General features: G+C 48.7%; 18 protein-coding genes. All 18 read left to right on the top strand.

Features of this window, described 5'->3' with window-relative positions:
- The first annotated feature begins 49 nt into the window (after window positions 1–49).
- Complete coding sequence (bioB, locus tag QUE60_RS00800) at window positions 50–1,069, top strand: biotin synthase BioB (RefSeq protein WP_286223854.1); 1,020 nt, start codon at window positions 50–52, stop codon at window positions 1,067–1,069.
- Entirely contained in the window at window positions 1,066–1,749 is a 684-nt protein-coding gene (coq7, locus tag QUE60_RS00805) for a 2-polyprenyl-3-methyl-6-methoxy-1,4-benzoquinone monooxygenase (RefSeq protein ID WP_458574790.1), read from the top strand. Before bioB ends, coq7 begins: the two co-directional genes overlap by 4 nt.
- 239 nt (window positions 1,750–1,988) lie before the next feature.
- A complete protein-coding gene (gene mraZ, locus QUE60_RS00810; RefSeq protein WP_286223855.1) occupies window positions 1,989–2,417 on the top strand; it encodes a division/cell wall cluster transcriptional repressor MraZ in 429 nt (142 codons plus the stop codon).
- Window positions 2,418–2,429: 12 nt separating this feature from the next.
- Window positions 2,430–3,365: a 16S rRNA (cytosine(1402)-N(4))-methyltransferase RsmH gene (rsmH, locus tag QUE60_RS00815; RefSeq protein WP_286225503.1), complete on the top strand. Its 936-nt coding sequence runs from the start codon at window positions 2,430–2,432 to the stop codon at window positions 3,363–3,365.
- Window positions 3,362–3,628 (top strand): cell division protein FtsL, encoded by a 267-nt coding sequence (gene ftsL, locus QUE60_RS00820; protein WP_108507694.1) that lies wholly within the window; start codon window positions 3,362–3,364, stop codon window positions 3,626–3,628. The genes rsmH and ftsL overlap by 4 nt, the downstream gene beginning before the upstream one ends.
- Window positions 3,625–5,385 carry a peptidoglycan D,D-transpeptidase FtsI family protein gene (locus QUE60_RS00825; protein ID WP_286223857.1) on the top strand — a complete coding sequence of 587 codons (1,761 nt, stop codon included), beginning with the start codon at window positions 3,625–3,627 and terminating at the stop codon, window positions 5,383–5,385. Before ftsL ends, QUE60_RS00825 begins: the two co-directional genes overlap by 4 nt.
- Before the next feature lie 14 nt (window positions 5,386–5,399).
- The gene (locus QUE60_RS00830) at window positions 5,400–6,923 is read left to right on the top strand and encodes a UDP-N-acetylmuramoyl-L-alanyl-D-glutamate--2,6-diaminopimelate ligase (protein ID WP_286226889.1); all 1,524 of its coding nucleotides are present in this window, start codon (window positions 5,400–5,402) and stop codon (window positions 6,921–6,923) included.
- The gene (locus tag QUE60_RS00835) at window positions 6,923–8,371 is read left to right on the top strand and encodes a UDP-N-acetylmuramoyl-tripeptide--D-alanyl-D-alanine ligase (protein ID WP_286225505.1); all 1,449 of its coding nucleotides are present in this window, start codon (window positions 6,923–6,925) and stop codon (window positions 8,369–8,371) included. The genes QUE60_RS00830 and QUE60_RS00835 overlap by 1 nt, the downstream gene beginning before the upstream one ends.
- Entirely contained in the window at window positions 8,362–9,531 is a 1,170-nt protein-coding gene (gene mraY / locus QUE60_RS00840; RefSeq protein ID WP_286226890.1) for a phospho-N-acetylmuramoyl-pentapeptide-transferase, read from the top strand. Before QUE60_RS00835 ends, mraY begins: the two co-directional genes overlap by 10 nt.
- Window positions 9,532–9,546: 15 nt before the next feature.
- Window positions 9,547–11,235, top strand: coding sequence for a Mur ligase family protein (locus tag QUE60_RS00845; RefSeq protein ID WP_353506040.1), 1,689 nt, complete (start codon window positions 9,547–9,549; stop codon window positions 11,233–11,235).
- Window positions 11,232–12,473, top strand: coding sequence for a putative lipid II flippase FtsW (gene ftsW, locus QUE60_RS00850; protein ID WP_286223861.1), 1,242 nt, complete (start codon window positions 11,232–11,234; stop codon window positions 12,471–12,473). Before QUE60_RS00845 ends, ftsW begins: the two co-directional genes overlap by 4 nt.
- A 2-nt stretch (window positions 12,474–12,475) precedes the next feature.
- Entirely contained in the window at window positions 12,476–13,540 is a 1,065-nt protein-coding gene (gene murG, locus QUE60_RS00855) for an undecaprenyldiphospho-muramoylpentapeptide beta-N-acetylglucosaminyltransferase (RefSeq protein ID WP_458574791.1), read from the top strand.
- The gene (gene murC / locus QUE60_RS00860) at window positions 13,537–14,943 is read left to right on the top strand and encodes a UDP-N-acetylmuramate--L-alanine ligase (RefSeq protein ID WP_286226892.1); all 1,407 of its coding nucleotides are present in this window, start codon (window positions 13,537–13,539) and stop codon (window positions 14,941–14,943) included. The genes murG and murC overlap by 4 nt, the downstream gene beginning before the upstream one ends.
- Window positions 14,936–15,961 (top strand): D-alanine--D-alanine ligase, encoded by a 1,026-nt coding sequence (locus QUE60_RS00865; protein WP_286226893.1) that lies wholly within the window; start codon window positions 14,936–14,938, stop codon window positions 15,959–15,961. Before murC ends, QUE60_RS00865 begins: the two co-directional genes overlap by 8 nt.
- A complete protein-coding gene (locus tag QUE60_RS00870) occupies window positions 15,958–16,860 on the top strand; it encodes a cell division protein FtsQ/DivIB (RefSeq protein ID WP_286226894.1) in 903 nt (300 codons plus the stop codon). Before QUE60_RS00865 ends, QUE60_RS00870 begins: the two co-directional genes overlap by 4 nt.
- The gene (ftsA, locus tag QUE60_RS00875; protein WP_286226895.1) at window positions 16,857–18,086 is read left to right on the top strand and encodes a cell division protein FtsA; all 1,230 of its coding nucleotides are present in this window, start codon (window positions 16,857–16,859) and stop codon (window positions 18,084–18,086) included. The genes QUE60_RS00870 and ftsA overlap by 4 nt, the downstream gene beginning before the upstream one ends.
- A gap of 63 nt (window positions 18,087–18,149) precedes the next feature.
- A complete protein-coding gene (ftsZ, locus tag QUE60_RS00880; protein ID WP_286225513.1) occupies window positions 18,150–19,451 on the top strand; it encodes a cell division protein FtsZ in 1,302 nt (433 codons plus the stop codon).
- Between the two features lie 111 nt (window positions 19,452–19,562).
- Window positions 19,563–20,063: a peroxiredoxin gene (locus QUE60_RS00885; protein ID WP_286225515.1), complete on the top strand. Its 501-nt coding sequence runs from the start codon at window positions 19,563–19,565 to the stop codon at window positions 20,061–20,063.
- Window positions 20,064–20,076 lie beyond the last annotated feature (13 nt).

The following is a 20,076-nucleotide window of genomic DNA, read 5'->3' on the forward strand; positions in this document are numbered from 1 at the left end:
CAGCATATCTGGTATGTTATTGGTTTTAGAGTCTAATCCCGATAAAACCATGTCAGCATCACCAACGATCTCTCCATTGGTTCAGGTTAAGCCAAGTGCACCCAATGCCTATCCAATCTGGACACTGGAGCAGGTTGCGGCATTGTTTGAGCTCCCATTTCATGAGTTGATGTTTCGGGCTCAGGAAACCCATCGTCAATATTTTCCTGAGGGTGATGTGGAATTGGCCACCTTGTTATCCATTAAGACCGGGGGTTGTCCGGAGGATTGTGGGTATTGCCCCCAAGCGGCCCGCTATCACACCGATGTGAAGGCAACTAAACTCCTAGATTTAGATGAAGTACTAGAGGCTGCCAAAGCAGCCAAAGCAGCTGGCTCCAACCGTTTTTGTATGGGCGCTGCATGGCGAGAGCCCAAGGATCGTGATGTTGAAAAAGTAGCCGCTATGATTCGGGGTGTTAAGGAGTTAGGGCTTGAGACTTGCGCTACGCTTGGAATGCTAGAAGCCAATCAGGCTAAGGCTTTGCGGGATGCGGGCCTGGATTTTTATAACCATAATTTAGATACCAGCGAGGATTTTTATCCGAATGTGATTCAGACCCGCAACTATCAGGATCGTTTGGATACTTTGCAGCATGTTCGTGATGCTGGAATGTCGGTATGTTGCGGCGGGATTGTGGGGATGGGGGAGTCGAGGGAGCAGCGCGTCGCATTCATTGCACGCTTGGCGAATCTAAATCCTTACCCAGAATCCGTGCCGATCAATCATTTAGTGCCGGTTGCTGGCACCCCGTTGGCCGATCAGCCCAGATTAGACCCCTTGGAATTTGTGCGAACCATTGCTGTTGCCCGGATTACCATGCCTCAGGCCCGAGTTCGATTATCAGCGGGTCGTCAAGAGCTTGGAAAAGCTGTGCAAGCCATGTGTTTTCAGGCGGGCGCAAACTCCATCTTCTATGGCGACCAGTTGCTCACCACCGGCAATCCAGAGGCACTGGCCGATCGCCAATTGCTCGCAGAGCTTGGTCTAAAAACCAAGGAAAGCTGCAAGGCTGAAGTGCAAGTATGAGTCGTTCAAACCCCATCAATTTGAGCCCAATCGATCATTTGATTGGTGAGTTTGATACTGCATTGCGCGCTATTGCTGGCGGTGCCAATTATAGTCGGCCAGTCCCTAAGGCCAATATTCAAGAAGGATTAAATGAAGAGCAAGTGCTCACTTCAGATCTTGATTTAAGCCCGAAAGACCGCACCCATGTGGCTGGTTTAATGCGTGTCAATCATGTTGGTGAGGTGTGTGCCCAGGCGCTCTACCAATCTCAAAAATTACTAGCTAAGACACCTGAAACCCGCGCCTTATTGGATCAGGCAGCCAAAGAAGAGATGGATCACATGGCATGGTGCGAGGAGCGCCTCAAAGAGCTGGACTCTCGCCCCAGTCTCTTGAATCCATTGTGGTATGCGGGGGCATTTGGAATCGGGTTGGTCGCGGGGTTAGCAGGTGATCGCTGGAGTTTAGGATTTGTAGCAGAAACGGAGAAGCAGGTGGAGCGGCATTTGAATGATCACCTTGAGAAGCTCCCTGAAGCTGACCTTCGTTCTCGAGCCATTGTGGAGCAGATGCGGATTGATGAAATTGAGCATGGTGCAAGCGCAATCGCTGCTGGTGGGCAAGAATTACCCCAACCCATTCAGACGCTCATGGCGGGTATTTCTAAAATCATGACAACGACCGCTTATAAAATCTAGTATTACTGTTCTTTTATACAGGCTTTTCAGGGCACTCCCCCTATATACCTAAAGACGTATCTTAGCTATAGATTACAAGTACTTGTTTTAGGTCATAATTTTAATTTACGATTATTTTGCAAAGCTTCTCTAAGTATTTGTAATCACTAGAGAATTTGCTAAAAATTTACCCAAAAATACTTGACCCTGTAGGAAGCTTCCTCTAAAGTGGGAGGAAGTGTGAAAAAGTGGGGTAAATTTTGTTTCAAGGCGCTTCAGCTCTCAATATCGATGCAAAAGGTCGCATGTCGGTGCCAGCAAGGCATCGCGATGCCTTATTGCTGCAGGGCGAGGGTCGCGTCACCCTAACCAAGCACCCCGACGGATGTTTGTTGCTATTTCCCAGGCCCGAATGGGAAGCATTTCGGGCTCGGGTTGCGCAATTGCCAATGGACGCGCATTGGTGGCGCCGAATCTTCTTAGGTAACGCCGCGGAAATTGATTTAGATGGCGCTGGGCGAGTTCTGATTACACCTGAGTTACGCACCGCTGCAAACATTGAACGTGAAATTATGTTGTTGGGAATGGGTTCGCATCTAGAGATCTGGGATGCAAACACGTATGCAGCAAAAGAGCAGGCAGCAATTGCGCAGGGCATGCCAGACGCATTAAAACAATTTACCTTTTGATGATCGGGCGCCATGAACAATATCCATCGCCCAGTATTACTGGCCGAGGCAGTCACCGCCATGATCAGCGGACCATCTTTTCAGCCCAACTCTGCCGTATTCATCGATGGAACTTTTGGTCGAGGGGGTCATACGCAAGCGCTCTTGGATGTGATTGGCCAGGAGAGCAAGCTTATCGCATTCGACAAGGATCCAGAAGCCATTGCCAAAGCCCAATCGCTTTGCGATCCACGTCTGCAAATCATTCATTCCAGTTTTGCCAACATCGAGCAGCATATTCAGGGGGCATCAGTCGATGCGGTGTTACTCGACTTAGGCATCAGCTCACCACAAATCGATACACCGGAACGGGGATTCTCATTTCGGTTCGAGGGCCCGCTTGATATGCGCATGGATACGACACGCGGAATCTCAGCGCGGGAATGGCTCGCCAGCGCAGCAGTCAAAGAGATTACTCAGGTGATTAAAACCTTTGGTGAGGAGCGATTCGCAACGTCCATCGCGCGTGCCATAGTAAAGCAACGTGAAGAGGGGCATTCTGTTCAAACCACTAAAGCCTTGGCAGATTTGATTGCAAGCGTAGTGAAAACGCGTGAGCCAGGACAGGATCCAGCAACTCGAACATTTCAGGCGATTCGGATTTTTATTAATCAAGAATTAACCGATCTTGAGAAGGGTCTAGCAGCTGCACTTAAAGTATTAAAAGCCGGCGGTCGATTGGTAGTAATTAGTTTTCATTCACTCGAGGACCGCATTGTGAAGCAGTTCATGCAAGCGCATGCGCAAGTGAACATCCCTCGAGAATTGCCGATACGAGCAAAAGATTTACCGCAGAGCGATTTAGAAATCATTGCTCGGGTTAAGCCAAGCGATAGTGAGATTAATGAAAATCCTCGGGCCCGTTCGGCGGTGATGCGCGTTGCGCAGAAAAGAGGTGCTCTCGTATGAATCGCGCCACGCTAAGCCTACTTGTATTACTACTAATTTGTGCATTGTCGCTGGTTACTTCTCAACAAAAAACGAGAAAGTTATTTGTGTCCTTGGAGCGCGCCCAAGCACAAGAGCGTCGACTCAATCAAGAATGGTTACGGTTGGAGTTTGAGCAGCGTAATCTTTCCAAATCAGCTCGTATTCGTGATGTGGCTCGCAATCAATTGCGGATGAGCCCGATTACTCCAGATCGCACTCTCTACTTTAAGGAAGGTCTATGAAACCGGTAGGTTTCTCGACCTCTCCAAATGTTGTGTTGCGACTGCCAATGTGGCGTTCGCGACTGATGCTGTTCCTCTTGTTTATCGCATTCGCAGCCTTGGTCATTCGTGCATTTTGGATTCAGGGCCCAGGCAATGGATTTTATGAAGCCAAAGCGGTCAAGGGTGTGCAGCGCGAGATTGAGATGCGCGCTACGCGTGGAAAAATTTTGGATCGCAATGGTCAGTTAATTGCAACAAGCCTTGAAGCAAAGGCTGTGATTGCTTACACGGATAATATTCCAGCCGATCTTGCGCCTGAGAAAATTACGCAGCTTGCCAAGCTCTTGGAGATGAGTGAGGCAGAGATAAAGAAGCGTTTTGCCGATGAGCGCAATCAAGTATTTTTAAAGCGTCAGGTTGATCCTGAGGTTGCTCAACAAATCCGTCGTTTAGAAATTCCAGGAATTGGATTGAATAATGAGTATCGTCGCCATTACCCAGAAGGGGAGGCGATGGCTCACGTAGTTGGCTTTACGAATGTGGAGGACCGCGGTCAAGAAGGAATTGAGCTGGCGCGCGATAAAGACTTGGCGGCTCAGCCAGGGAAACGACGGGTTGTAGTCGATCGCTTGGGCCGGATAGTGAATGACATTGCGATCTTGCAATTTCCACAAGATGGCCAAGATCTCCAACTCTCGATTGATAGCAAGATTCAGTACATTGCATATAACGCGTTAAAGAGTGCCGTTGAAAAGCATCGTGCCAAGGCCGGTGGCGCGGTAGTGCTGGATGTGCGCACTGGAGAAATTTTGGCATTGGCTAATTGGCCAAGCTATAACCCCAACTCGCGTAAAGCACTGACTGGTGAGCAGCTACGTAATCGAGTATTGACCGATACCTTTGAGCCAGGCTCCACGATGAAGCCTTTCCCCGTTGCGCTTGCGCTTGAGCAAGGTAAGGTGCAGCCTGAAACCAATATGACCATTGGTCAAAAGTTATTAGTAGGCCCCAAACCGATTACGGATACGCATCCCTATGGAATGTTGACGGTATCCCAAGTGATTCAGAAATCGAGCAATATCGGCACTGCAAAATTAGCGCTGCAGCTTGAACCTCGTGAGATGTGGGATTTATTTGCGGCCGTTGGTTTTGGCCAGGCCCCGAACATTGGATTCCCTGGCGCAGTGGCAGGGCGCTTGCATCCATATCAAAAATGGGGCCAAAGTGATCAAGCTCGTATGTCCTTTGGATATGGAATATCCACATCATTATTTCAATTGGCACGCGCTTACACGATTTTTGCTCGCGATGGCGAGTTGGTACCTACCACCATTTTGCGTAGCCCAGATTACAAACCGGGCACTCGAGTGATTACGGCTAAGTCCGCGATTGAGATGCGCAATATGTTAGAAACCGTTACCGAGCAAGGCGGCACAGCATTGACTGCGCGCGCAGAGGGATTTCGGGTTGGTGGAAAAACCGGTACCTCACATAAGGTTGAAGGTAAAGGCTACGCTTCCAATAAGTATCGAGCATTCTTTGTTGGCTTGGCACCGATTAGCGCCCCGCGCATTGTGGTTGCGGTGATGGTTGATGAACCCACCGTTGGTGGTTATTACGGTGGCCAGGTTGCTGCACCCGTGTTCTCAACGATTGTGAGCGAGACTTTGCGTAGCTTGAACGTCACTCCCGATATGAATGAACGCACGGTGGTACAGGCGCCGGATGCACAACCGGTAACTAGTGCGTTACAAAAAGTGGCGCTGAAGCAATGATGGCCAATACTCAAATGACCCATCGAGATATATTGCCTTATTTAAGGCAAAGCCTTGCACCCAGCGCCAAATTAGTTGCCGATACTCGCCTAATTACAAAAGGCGATGTATTTCTGGCTTACTCGGTTGGGCACGGGAAGGCCCTCCGAGATGGACGAATCTATATCGCTCAGGCACTCTCCCGAGGGGCTGCTTACGTGTTGTATCAACCGCAGACCGATGAAGGCCAAAGTGTCGCTTGGGAAACGGATTTAGATGAGCGTTGTATTGCGGTTCCCGAGCTTGCTCAATATGCTGGGTGGTTAAGCTCAGAGTGGTATGGCAAACCCAGCGAAGTGATGCCGGTGATTGGCGTGACTGGCACGAATGGTAAGACCAGTGTGACCCAATGGCTTGCACAATGTTTATCCGATAGAGCTGCCGTGATCGGTACACTCGGTAGTGGCTTTCCAAACCAATTACAAGGACTGGGGTACACCACCCCAGATGCGCCCCGCTTACAAATGGAGCTTGCTAGCTTAAAAGCAAAAGGGGCTGAATATATTGCACTCGAGGTATCTTCACATGCCCTAGAGCAAGGACGTGTGAATGGCACTCACTTTGCTTGCGCCGTCTTTACGAATCTTAGCCGTGATCACTTGGATTATCACGGCAGCATGGCAGAGTATGGTGCCGCAAAAGCCCGACTTTTTCTTGATTTTCATCCAAAGAATGTCGTTATCAATATTGATGATTCTTTTGGACGCGAGCTACTAATGAGAATGGCGACGCGCGAGGGTGTGGAGATTTGGGCATACGGTATGTCTCAAAGCTCATTTCAGGGATTAGAAAAATTACAAAGCCGGTTCAAAGCTATATATTTTCAGGAGCACATCTTTGGAACGAATGCCTATCAATGTCAGTTGAGTATTGATGGGGTCAATCATTTAGCCACTATTCCCGTATTGGGCATATTTAATTTAAGTAATGCCTTGGCCGTGATTTCAACCTTGATGGTTTTTGGAATTCCAGATGCCCTAAAACGTCTCTCTAACCTAAAACCTGTTTTAGGTCGTATGGAAGTGATTCATAGTGATCGCGCAGACACTCCATTGTTGGTAGTTGATTACGCCCATACCCCCGACGCATTGCAAAAAGTTTTAGAAACATTAAAACCAATTGCACAAGGACGCGGAGGAAAACTGGTGTGCGTATTTGGCTGTGGTGGAGACAGGGATCAAGAAAAGCGCCCCATGATGGGAGCAGTTGCGCAATCGATTGCTGATCATGTGATCGTTACGAGTGATAACCCACGCTCCGAAGATCCGCAGGTCATAATGGACATGATTGTGGCTGGGATGGGTGACCATCACACCTCATCCGTTGAGCTCATTGCAGATCGTGCTGCAGCGATCATGACTGCCGTTAGACAAGCTCAAGCTCAAGATGTTGTTCTGGTTGCCGGTAAGGGCCATGAGACTACCCAAGAAATTCAGGGGAAACGCTTTGACTTTTCAGATCAAGCGCATTTGCGTTTAGTGAGCGGAGGGTCGGTTTGATGCAAGCCATTCCAACCATGACCAATCTTGCTCATATCCATGCCTTACTTCCAAATAGTCAATTGCACAACATTGGCATAGTTGAAGCACGTGATCAACTAATTAGTCAGGTCGGAACTGATAGTCGTAACCTTTCCGCTGGAGAACTCTTTGTAGCACTTAAAGGCGATCGCTTTGATGCGCACAACTTTTTAAGTGCTGTGGCCGAGCAGGGTGCTTCTGCTGCCTTGATTAGTGAGAAAACAACGTGCCCAACAAGTTTGCCAGCAGTTTATGTAGAAGATACCCGCAAGGGGCTTGGTGAGCTAGCCGCCGCATGGAGAGCCCAGTTTGGATTGCCTCTAGCGGTAGTGACCGGAAGTAATGGCAAAACAACCGTAAAGGAAATGATTGCAGCAATCTTTAGAGAAGCGGTTGATCCTACTGAATTACTTGTGACCGAAGGTAATCTCAATAACGATATTGGTTTGCCGCTCACATTATTGAAGCTACGCCCTTCGCATCGGTTGGCCGTGATAGAACTGGGCATGAATCATCCAGGAGAGACCGCCGAGCTAGCAGCGATCGCTCGGCCAACCATTGCATTAATTAATAATGCGCAGCGGGAACATCAAGAGTTCATGGAAACCGTTGATGCTGTGGCGCGTGAACATGCAGATGCTTTACGCGCACTCCGGTCTGATGGCGTGGGCGTATTTCCGGCAGATACCCTATATAGCGGGCTTTGGAAAGATGCTTGCGCCTCCAAACGGTATGTAGAGTTTCGCTGGTTAGATCAGATACCTAATGCAAATTTAGTATCAGCTTCCGTGGTTGATGGTTATTTACTTGCGGATGGTCAGATCGAAGTGCGAACATCGACTGGCTCAATTCAGGTGAAACTTAATACGCTGGGCGAGCATAACTACCGTAATGCCATAGCCGCCAGCGCAGTCGCGATTGCCGCACAAATTCCGTTAGTGCAAATTAAAGCGGGCTTAGAGAAATTCATGCCTGTATCGGGTCGGATGCAGCGCATCACGATTTCCCAGAATATCGAACTCATCAACGATACCTATAACGCCAATCCAGATTCGGTCGTAGCCGCCGTTAAGTCATTGGCCGCTCTTCGTGGTGAGCGTTATTTGGTTTTGGGTGATATGGGAGAAGTGGGTTCGCAGGGTCCCGCTTTTCATCAGGAACTTGGGAAGTACGCTGCGCAATGCGGTATTGAGCATTTCATGTCGATTGGTTCTCTAACGAAAGAAAGTCATGCAGCATATTTACGTGAGAGACCTACTGGGGATTCACGTCATTTTGATGACATTGATTTATTGAATCGCGAGTTGCTTCAGAATCTGCGGCAATCTGACCAACGTAATGTTTGTATCTTAGTTAAAGGATCCCGATTTATGCGGATGGAGCGGGTAGTGCAAGCTCTCATTGAGGGAGTGAAACCATGCTCTTGATCTTGGCCCAATGGTTACAAGACGATTATGGATTTTTCCGGGTCTTCTCTTACATCACCTTTCGTGCCGTGATGGCAACCATGACCGCACTTCTGATTGGTCTTGTCTTTGGCCCTTGGGTGATTCGGAAGTTGACTTCGATGAAAGTGGATCAAGCGGTTCGTACCAATGGACCCCAAACGCATTTAGCCAAAGTAGGCACCCCCACGATGGGTGGCGTATTGATCCTCATTGCTATTTTTATCTCCTGCGTGTTGTGGGCCGATTTGAGTAATCGCTTTATTTGGATCGTCATGCTAGTGACCTTTGGTTTTGGTGCGATTGGTTGGGTCGATGACTATCGCAAGGTAGTCCACAAGGATCCCAAAGGAATGTCTTCAAGAGAAAAATTCTTTTGGCAAACCTTGATTGGTTTATTTGCAGCGATTTATCTAGCGTTCTCGGTTTCAGAAGTCAATAACCTGAAGGTTCTACAGTTATTCATGAGTTGGGTCGAGAGCGGCTTCTCCTTAGATCTGCCAGCCAAGTCAAACTTAACCGTCCCCTTCATGAAAGAAGTGAGTTATCCCTTGGGGGTTATGGGCTTCATCATTTTGAGTTACTTGGTCATTGTTGGTAGTAGTAATGCCGTGAACTTAACGGATGGTCTAGATGGATTAGTCATCATGCCCGTGATTTTGGTGGGCGCTGCACTAGGAGCCTTTGCCTATGTTATGGGTAACGCAATCTACGCGAAGTATTTGCTATTTCCTCATATTCCGGGTGCCGGTGAGTTATTGATCTTTTGTGGTGCGATGGGTGGCGCAGGCCTAGCGTTTCTTTGGTACAACGCGCATCCCGCCCAAGTTTTTATGGGTGACGTAGGCGCTCTCGCTCTGGGCGGCGCCCTAGGAACCATCGCAGTCATTGTTCGTCAAGAGATTGTTCTCTTTGTGATGGGCGGGATTTTCGTTGCTGAAACAGTCTCTGTGATGATGCAAGTTCTATGGTTCAAGTTCACCAAAAAATATTATGGTGAAGGACGACGTATTTTCCGGATGGCGCCTTTGCATCATCATTTTGAACTTGGCGGATGGCGCGAGACGCAAGTAGTTGTGCGTTTTTGGATCATTACGATTTTGTTGGTGCTCGTTGGCTTGTCAAGCCTTAAGTTACGGTGAGAAACGATTAATACGATGAACCAGCGCTTACTTTACCCATTTAGTTCCAGTCATGGCGATGAGTTCGCCAGACTAACTTCACCACAAATCCTAATTGTGGGTTTAGGTGAATCTGGCTATGCCATGGCGAAGTGGTGCTTAAGCCAGGGTGCACAAGTACAACTTGCTGATACACGCCCTCTCTCGAAGCTAAATTCACAACAACAAACTTGGCTTAGTGAGCTTAAGGATGGGGGACTCAAGTCCTTTACCCCTGAAGTAAGCGATTGGAAGGGATTGCTCGAGCAAGCTGATATTTTAGGAATCAGCCCTGGCTTATCGCCACTGCAAGAGCCGGCTAATTCATTTTTAGCCATCTGCGAGGAGCGCAAGATCCCTGTTTGGAGCGAAATCGAATTTTTTGCACGTGCACTAGCAGCTTTGAATCGAATGGCTTTAGAGACTCATACAAAGTATCAGCCTAACATTCTGGCGATTACTGGCACTAATGGCAAAACAACCACCAGTGCGCTAACTGCACAAATTTGTGAGAGAGCTGGTCGTCATGTTGCCTTGGCTGGCAATATCAGTCCGGCCGCACTTGAAAAATTGAGTACCGTATTGAATGAGGCGGAGAGTTTTGCTGATTTGCCGCACATCTGGGTATTGGAGTTGTCGAGTTTTCAGTTGCACTTTACCCATACACTCAATCCAACCGCAGCAACCGTTCTCAATCTCTCGCAAGATCACTTAGATTGGCATGGCGATATGCAAGCGTATGCAGCTGCGAAGGCCCGGATTTTGGGAAGGGATTCAGTCTTGGTTCTCAATCGCGACGATTCCTTGGTAAATGAAATATTTAGTGATGTCGTCGATCATAAGATCATTTCGTTTGGAAGTGATGTGCCAAGGGAGAGTGACTCATTTGGCATTGAGCGTGACTTAAATGGCGGTGGAATCGATTGGTTGGTTTGGGCAGAGCCTGATGAAGCGACCCAAGCGCTGGAGCAGGAGGAAGCGCAAGAGGGATTCATTAAGCGTCGCCGTCGCAGGAAAAATAATGCGTATGAGGAAGCTGAAAGCTTACGACTCAAGCGACTAATTCCGGCAGATGCGCTCCGTATTCGTGGTCGGCATAACGCTCTGAATGCACTCGCTGCACTTGCACTTGCTCGTGCCGCAGGCTTAGGTATCGGCTTGCTCTTACATGGCTTACGTGAGTATCAGGGCGAACCGCATCGGGTTCAAACCGTCGCCGTGATTCGGGATGTGGAATACATTGACGATAGCAAGGGTACTAATGTGGGGGCAACCGTTGCTGCATTAATGGGTTTAGGGACTGCTTCAAGCCAAAAAAATATATGGCTCATTGCAGGCGGTGATGGAAAAGGCCAAGACTTTACCCCCTTATCTGAACCGATCAATCGATTTGTAAAAGGCCTCATCCTGATAGGTCGTGATGGCCCAGCGATTAAGGCAGTGTGCTCAAGCCCAATCAGCCAAGGTAGTTTACAAGTGATAGAAGCAAAGGACTTGGAGTCGGCTGTTCAGTCAGTAGCCCAACATGCAGCAGCTGGTGACCTTGTTTTGTTATCCCCGGCTTGTGCGAGCTTTGATATGTTTAAAAACTATCAACACCGAGCACAGGTTTTTGTGGATGCTGTTCATGAGCTCACGAATCAATGGAGCGATAGTCCCAATGAACATCTAGGGGCGTCGGTATGAATATTCGTCAGAACCGTTTTTGGAATATCTCGCGCGAGGGCTTTGATGGATTTCGTTCGGGGCTGCGCGATGCGGTATCCGGTGTTGAGCAAACGCGTTCGCGCATGATGGAGTATGACCAATTGCTGGTTTGGGCGGTGTTGTCTTTAAGCCTAATTGGCCTTGTGATGGTTTATTCAGCTTCGATTACCTTGGCTGATGGCCCCAAATATGCCAACTACAGCAGTAATCACTTTTTGATTCGGCATTTGATCTCGCTCGGGATCGCGGTATTTGTTGGGTTTTGGGTCTTTAAGATTCCAGTGAAAACGTGGGATAAGTTAGCTCCCTATATTTTTGCGTTCACGATTTTGCTCCTAATTGCTGTATTGATTCCTGGAATCGGTAAGGGCGTGAATGGCGCACGGCGTTGGATTTCCTTAGGAGTGATGAATTTCCAACCATCCGAGCTGATGAAATTCGCTGTGATTATCTTTGCAGCCAGTTACACCGTCAAACGCCAGGAGCATCTGCATTCCTTTGTGAAGGGCTTTGTCCCCATGGGGCTAGCAGTTGCCTTAGTTGGACTATTGCTGATGCTTGAGCCCGATATGGGAGCCTTCATGGTGATCGCCATCATTGCCATGGGCATTTTGTTCTTAGGCGGAATCAATGCCAAATTGTTTGCTGGCTTAACGATTGTTGGTGTAGTGATTGTGGCAACCGTCATCGCCTTATCCGAGTTTAGACGTCAGCGAATTTTTGCATTTTTAGATCCTTGGCAAGCCGAGCATGCTGCACGCAAGGGCTATCAATTAGTTCACTCCTTGATGGCCTTTGGACGTGGCGAGTGGTTTGGTGTTGGTTTAGGTGGGAGTGTTGAGAAATTGCATTACTTACCGGAAGCGCACACCGACTTCATCTTGGCGGTGATTGGTGAAGAACTTGGTTTTGTGGGTGTGTTTGTAGTGATCCTACTTTTTTATTGGATCGTACGTCGTGCATTTCTCATTGGTCGTACTGCCTTGCAATTGGATCGAAGTTTTGCGGGACTCTGCGCCAAAGGCATCGGTATTTGGGTCGGCTGGCAAGCCTTTATCAATATGGGTGTGAACCTAGGTCTTCTGCCGACGAAGGGCTTGACTCTGCCGCTCGTGAGTTACGGCGGCTCAGCTATTTTGATGAATATGGTGGCTTTCGCAGTCTTATTAAAGATTGATTATGAGAACCGAATCTTGATGCGCGGAGGCAAGCTATGACCATGGCTGGGCGCTCTATCTTGGTCATGGCTGGCGGTACTGGCGGTCATATCTTCCCAGGCTTGGCCGTTGCAGAATGTCTGCGCAAACAGGGTTGGTCTGTATCGTGGATGGGAAATCCCAGCGGTATGGAATATCGCTTAGTGCCGGCAAAAGGATTTATTTTTGAGGGCGTGCAATTTGGTGGCTTACGGGGCAAGGGAATACTGACAAAGTTACTAATGCCATTTCGGTTAGTTCGCGCCATGATGCAAAGCTGGAAAATTTTGCGTCGTTTGAAGCCAAGCGTGGTGTTAGGTATGGGAGGTTACATCACCTTCCCAGGGGGCTTAGTGAGCTACCTGATGGGCCGGCCTTTGGTGCTACATGAGGCGAACTCGGTTGCTGGAAGTGCTAATCGAGTATTGGCGCGTTTTGCGACGCGAGTCCTTACTGGATTTCCGCACACACTCGAACATGGCCAGTGGGTGGGTAATCCGATTCGTGAGAGCGTTGAGGGGCTGGGCGATTGCAAGACACGCTATGCAATGCGTCAGGGCCCGCTGCATTTACTGGTAGTTGGTGGAAGTTTGGGGGCTGCTGCACTCAATACAGAGGTTCCAGAGGCTTTAGCTTTATTACCAGCCGATCAGCGCCCAAACGTGATGCATCAGACTGGTGAGCAGCATTTGGAGGCAGTGACAAAAAAATATCAACAATTGGACGTTCATGCTGAGCTAAAGCCATTCATTGAGGACATGGCCGCAGCGTATGCTCATGCTGATTTAGTGATTTGCCGTGCTGGAGCAATGACCGTGTCTGAGATCTCGGCCGCTGGGGTTGCTGCTTGTTTTGTACCATTTCCATACGCAATTGATGATCACCAGACCGCTAATGCGCGTTTTCTGTCCGATGCAAAGGCTGCAATATTGATGCCTCAAGCGGAGTTGGATGCAGCTGCGTTGGCAAACTTAATTTTAGGATTGCGGCGCGAGGATTTAGCCGAAATCGCTGTGAAAGCGCAGGCGCTTGCAAAGTTTCGTGCGACCGAGGAAGTTGCCTCAATTTGTAAGGAGTGCGCGCGATGAAGCATATCGTACAGCACATTCATTTTGTAGGAATTGGTGGCGCCGGCATGTGCGGCATTGCTGAAGTACTCCTCAATTTAGGCTATCGCGTTTCGGGATCAGATTTAGCGGAGTCTACAGTTACGAAGCGACTAATAGCCTTAGGGGCACAAATTGCAATTGGGCACGATGCGAAGAATATCGGTGATGCCGAAGCAGTGGTAATTTCGTCGGCGGTCACTGGAAATAATCCGGAAGTACTTGCTGCCAGAGCCAATCGCATTCCAGTAATCCAGCGTGCCGTCATGCTTGGTGAGTTAATGCGCTTAAAGCAGGGAATCGCAATTGCTGGCACGCACGGCAAAACGACGACGACAAGTTTAGTTGCCTCGGTGCTTGCAGAGGGTGGTTTGGATCCAACCTTCGTGATTGGTGGAAAGCTCAATTCAGCCGGTGTGAATGCACGCTTAGGGCAAGGCGAATTTATTGTGGTTGAGGCTGACGAATCAGATGCTTCGTTCTTGCAGCTCTATCCGGCCATGGAAGTAATCACCAATATTGATGCGGATCACATGGATACCTATCAGCATGATATGGCCCGCTTAAAGCAAACGTTTGTGCAATTTACGCAGCGCATGCCATTCTATGGAATTGCAGTCCTTTGTATTGAAGACAGCAATGTTCGGGATATTCTGCCGTTTGTTTCGCAACCAATCTTACGCTATGGATTTTCTGAAGATGCTGAGATTCGCGCAACCGATATCAAAGCTGTTGGCACGCAAATGCACTTTACGGTTCATCGTCGAGCAATTCGCAGGCATGGTTCTAGACCTGGCCCATTAAAAATTATTCTTAATTTGCCTGGTCAGCACAATGTACTGAATGCATTAGCAGCGATTGGAATTGCAACTGAACTGGGCGTTAGCGACGATGCAATTACGCATGCCTTATTGCAATTTAGTGGTGTCGGACGTCGTTTCCAACATTATGGCGATATTGCCTTAGCGGGTGGTGGAACATTTACCTTGATTGATGATTATGGTCATCATCCCGTTGAAATGAATGCAACCTTAGCGGCTGCACGTGGCGCGTATCCAGATCGGCGTTTAGTTTTGGCATTCCAGCCTCACCGATTTACTCGTACTCGCGATTGCTTTGGTGAATTTGTCAATGTATTACGCCAGTTTGATACCGTAGTCCTCACTAATGTGTATCCGGCCGGTGAGGCGCGCATTGCAGGCGCCGATAGTAAAAGCTTGATGAAAGCCTTAGGTAAATCGACCCCAGTCCAAGTGGTTGAGGATCTTCAGGAGATCCCTACCGCATTAAGTGGACTTCTCCAAGACGGTGATGTCTTGATTACGATGGGCGCTGGCTCTATTTCCAAGTTACCCCAGATGCTCGTGGAGAATAGCCATGGCTAATCTTCAAACGATCCATCCCTGGGGTCAGCAGGTTGCTGCGCAACTCGCTCAGTTGAGCCCCAAACAATTTGGGCGCGTTGGTGTATTAATGGGTGGACGTTCTGCCGAACGTGAGATCTCGCTCTTGTCGGGTCAAGGAGTGCTGAGTGCGCTTTTAGAAAAGGGTATTGATGCACACGCCTTTGATCCAGGCGTGCGCAGTCCAGTTGAGATTGCTAAGGAACAATTTGATCGTGTCTTTATTACACTGCATGGCCGTTATGGTGAAGATGGAACGATCCAAGGTCTTCTTGAGTTACTTAATATTCCGTATACGGGTAGTGGTGTTTTGGCCTCGGCCTTATCGATTGATAAGGTGGTGACTAAGCAAGTCTGGCAGAGTCATCACTTATCAACACCACGCTATGAGGTCTTAACGGACGATAGCAATTGGGATCGTGTTGCACATCATTTAGGACTGCCTTTGGTTGTGAAGCCAGCACATGAAGGATCCTCATTGGGTTTAAGTAAGGTGCGACGCATTGAGGAACTTCCAACCGCTTATAAGTTGGCAGCCAAATTAGATCGACGGGTTTTGGCAGAAGCCTGCATCGTTGGTCCAGAGCTCACCTGTCCGATTGTAGGTCAGGGCGCTACTGCCCAAGCACTGCCACTCATCCAAATCATTCCTCCAGAAGCTGGTTATGACTTTCATCACAAATACTTTTCAGATGAGACTCAATATCGCTGTCCTCCAGGACTTGATCCAGAGCTTGAGCACCAGATTCAGGAGCTTGCAGTATCAGCCTATCGAGCGCTGGGTTGCCGAATGTGGGGTCGCGCGGACGTCATGCTCGATGCGGCCAGTCAGAATAAGCCCTATTTACTGGAGATGAACACATCTCCAGGAATGACCTCGCATTCATTGGTACCAATGGCTGCTAAAGCAGCCGGCGTCCCCTATGCTGATCTGGTGATGTGGATCCTAAGCCAGACCTTGGAAGGTACGTTTTCTTCACCAGAGGTTCACCAGTCATGACAGCGATACAACGGATCTCGGACGCAATCAATTTTGCGATCGCACCGGTTTGGAATCATGCGCAGCGCATGCAAGAAATTACGCGTTGGTTGATGCGCTTTTTTATTTTGGCTGTTGTCTTATCCATCTTTATTTGGCTCAGTCATCAACCGGTATTTACCTTAAAGCATTTACAGATTGAGTCTGCTGGTCATCAGGACTTAAAGCATGTGCATCTTCCTGCGGTTCGAGCTCAGGTTTTGGATAAAGTTCAGGGTAATTTTTTCAGTGTTCGTTTGCAAGATGTGAAGGATGCCTTCGAAGCACTACCTTGGGTGCGCCATGCGAGTGTGCGTCGCGCCTGGCCCAATGGATTGATTGTGAGCATTGAAGAGCAAAAACCCCTAGGAGTTTGGGGCAAGGCTGATCAACAAAAGTTACTCAATGTTTATGGCGAAGTATTTGATGGCTCAGTTGCGGAGCTTGATGAAAACAGCCCCCTGATTGAATTTAGTGGACCAGATGGATCAAGCAAAGAAGTACTGCGTCTTTATCAAAAAGCCAGTACTTGGTTTAAACCGTGGGATGCTGAGGTTAAATCACTCACGCTATCGGATCGTTATGCGTGGCATATCAAGTTGAGCAATGGTGTGCGTATTGAGTTTGGGCGCGAAGAGGAGCAGGCCAAAGGCGCTCTAGATCAACGCGTTGCACAGCTTTTGCAATATTGGCCACAGGTTCAACAAAAATGGCCCAATCGGGTTGACGCAGTCGATCTGCGCTATCCCAATGGGTTTGCTGTGCATATTGTGGGAGCGCCAACTAAAACAAGTGCACCCGCTATCAAAGTTGAAATACCGAAGGCGTATCAAATCGCTATTTTGAGTCATGACGAGCAACGCATCGAGGAATGGAAATGAGTAAAGACAGCCGCGATTTATTGGTTGGATTAGATATTGGTACATCAAAAGTGGTGGCTTTGGTCGCAGAGCTTAACCCTGATGGCCAATTTAATGTCTTGGGTTTAGGGCAAACCTCCTCGAAAGGTTTAAAGAAAGGCGTAGTAGTCAATATTGAAGCAACTGTCCAGTCGATTCAGAAGGCGCTCGAGGAAGCCGAGTTAATGTCGGATCGTCGCATCGCTCAGGTTTACACCGGTATCGCTGGTAATCATATTGTGAGTTTTAACTCGAGCGGTATGGTGGCGATTCGGGACAAAGAGGTTGGCGCCGGAGATGTTGAGCGTGTTCTAGAAACGGCCAAAGCAATCAATATTCCCACCGATCAACAAATTCTTCATATTTTGATTCAGGAATTCATCATCGATGGTCAAGAGGATGTGCGTGAGCCGATTGGGATGAGCGGTATTCGTTTAGAGGTCAAGGTGCATATCGTGACTGGAGCAGTAAGTGCGGCACAAAATATTGTGAAGTGTGTCCGACGCTGTGGGCTAGAAGTGAATGATTTAATTTTGCAACCACTCGCTTCAAGTCTAGCGGTTCTAACCGAAGACGAGAGGGAGTTAGGCGTTGTATTAATTGATATTGGTGGCGGCACAACCGATATTGCCATTTATAGCCAAGGATCGATTCGTCATACCGCAGTGATTCCTATTGCTGGTGATCAGATCACCAATGACATCGCGATGGCCTTACGAACCCCAACGGTTGAGGCAGAGGATTTGAAGATTCATCATGGGGTTGCCAAACAGGATATGGCCGACCCCAATGCCATGATCGATGTTCCTGGCGTGGGGGATCGTGAGCCCCGCCCAATGTCCAAACAAGCGCTTGCGGCAGTGATTGAGCCACGGGTTGAGGAACTCTTTACTTTAGTTCGCAACATTGTCCGTGAGTCGGGCTATGAAGACATGGTCTCTTCTGGAATCGTGTTGACTGGTGGCACCGCCATGATGCCGGGCATGGTTGAGTTGGCAGAGCAGGTTTTCTTAAAGCCTGCGCGCATTGGCACGCCTGAGTATCGCGGTCACTTACATGAAGTATTGAGAAGTCCACGGTACTCCACCGGTCTTGGTTTGCTCATGGAAGGGCAGGCACAAATGATGCGTGGTCGCAGAGCAATTCAGGGCGGCAGTTTACAAGGCGTGGTTGCACGCATGAAGGAATGGTTTACAGGAAATTTTTGATTTTTTTCGTCGTCGTCAATCGGTGATCCATGGTGGAAAGCCGATCTTATTAAGGAGGGTGTTATGGAATTTGAAATGGTAGAACAAGAAACAGCTGGCAAGACCATCATTAAGGTGGTGGGTGTCGGAGGCGCTGGCGGCAACGCTGTCCAGCATATGATTCGTCGCAATGTCAACGGCGTGGAGTTTATTTGCATGAATACCGATGCAGGTGCCTTGCAGCGGTCGCAAGCAAGCTTAAACCTACAACTGGGCGAAACTGGCTTGGGCGCTGGCGCGAAGCCAGAGGTGGGCGCGGCATCTGCCGAGCAAGCTCGCTCGCGTATTGCTGATGCATTGCAAGGCGCACATATGGTGTTCATTACCGCGGGGATGGGCGGCGGTACCGGAACTGGGGCGGCCCCAGTGGTTGCTCAAGTTGCTAAAGAAATGGGCATCTTAACGGTTGGCGTGATTAGTAAGCCGTTTGACTTTGAGGGCGTGAAGCGCTTAAAAGTGGCAGAGATGGGTGCGCAAGAGTTGGAAAAGCATGTTGACTCATTAATCGTCGTTTTAAATGAAAAGCTCTTTGAGGTGATGGGTGAAGATGCAGAATTTGATAAAGCCTTTGCTTGTGCAGACGATGTATTGCATAACGCAGTATCTGGTATTGCCGAAATCATTAATGAGCAGGGCTTAATCAACGTCGACTTTGAAGATGTCAAGACTGTCATGAGTGAGCAGGGTAAAGCCATGATGGGAACGGCGACAGTTTCTGGAATGGATCGGGCGCGTTTGGCGGCAGAGGCAGCCGTTGCATCGCCACTGCTGGAGGGCGTTGATTTATCAGGCGCACGCGGTGTATTGGTCAATATCACTGCCAGTCGTTCATTGAAGTTATCCGAGACCCGTGAGGTGATGGCTGCGATTCGTGGGTATGCCGCTGAAGATGCTACGGTCATTTTTGGAACGGTGTATGACGATAGCTTGGGCGATGCCCTACGAGTAACCGTAGTAGCCACTGGACTCAATGGTTCCCAATCCCTGCAAAAGGATCAACCCCAGTTAATCTGGCGAGCTGCAACCGGTACGAATGATGCAAGTCCAACCATGACCACCTTGGGTGATTTTGCTCCAACCAGCCCAGCTGCTGCGATGAGCCGCAATGTGACCCAAGCATCTAGTGCTATGGGCTCAGCCACGGCTGCCCCAGTGAATCCTGCGGTCGATTATGGTCAGTTTGATGTTCCAAAGGTATTTCGTAATTCTCGAGAGTCTGTACCTCCAAGCCTTGGTGCCGATAGTTCGCCACAAGCGAAGGCCATGCTCGAGAAAGGGGCGGATTACTATGAGATACCTGCCTTTTTAAGGAAGCAAGCAGACTAATAAATAAACCATACAATAGTGGGTTCGAGGATTGCTAATTCAGTCGCCCCTCCGGACGACGAATCCAGCGCCTGCGTTAGCACCCCAAACCACTATTGATATGGAGATCACATGATTGCTGTAGGACAAAAATTACCAAACGCTACCCTCTACGAGTTTTTTGATGAAGAGCGCGATGGCTGTTCCTTGGGCCCAAATGCATTTGAAGTTGACAAATTAACCGCTGGCAAAAAAATTGTTATTTTTGCTTTGCCTGGCGCATTTACACCAACCTGCTCAGCCAAGCATGTTCCAGGATTTGTGGAGCATTTTGATGCGATTAAAGCAAAAGGTGTTGATGAGATTTGGTGTGTTTCTGTCAATGACCCATTTGTGATGGGCGCATGGGGCCGGGATTTAAAGGTTGGCAAGAAAGTACGTATGTTGGGTGACGGTAGTGCTGAGTTCACCAAAAAGTTAGGCATGGAATTTGATCTAACCGCGCGTGGTCTTGGTGTTCGCTCACAACGCTATGCCATGATCGTGGATAACGGCGTTGTGAAGCATTTAGCACTCGAGGCACCTGGTAAGTTTGAAGTCAGTGATGCCGCAAATACCTTAAAGCATCTTTAATTGATATTGTGTA

This window comes from Polynucleobacter sp. HIN11 (assembly GCF_030297675.1).
In the GTDB taxonomy this organism is placed as follows: Bacteria; Pseudomonadota; Gammaproteobacteria; order Burkholderiales; family Burkholderiaceae; genus Polynucleobacter.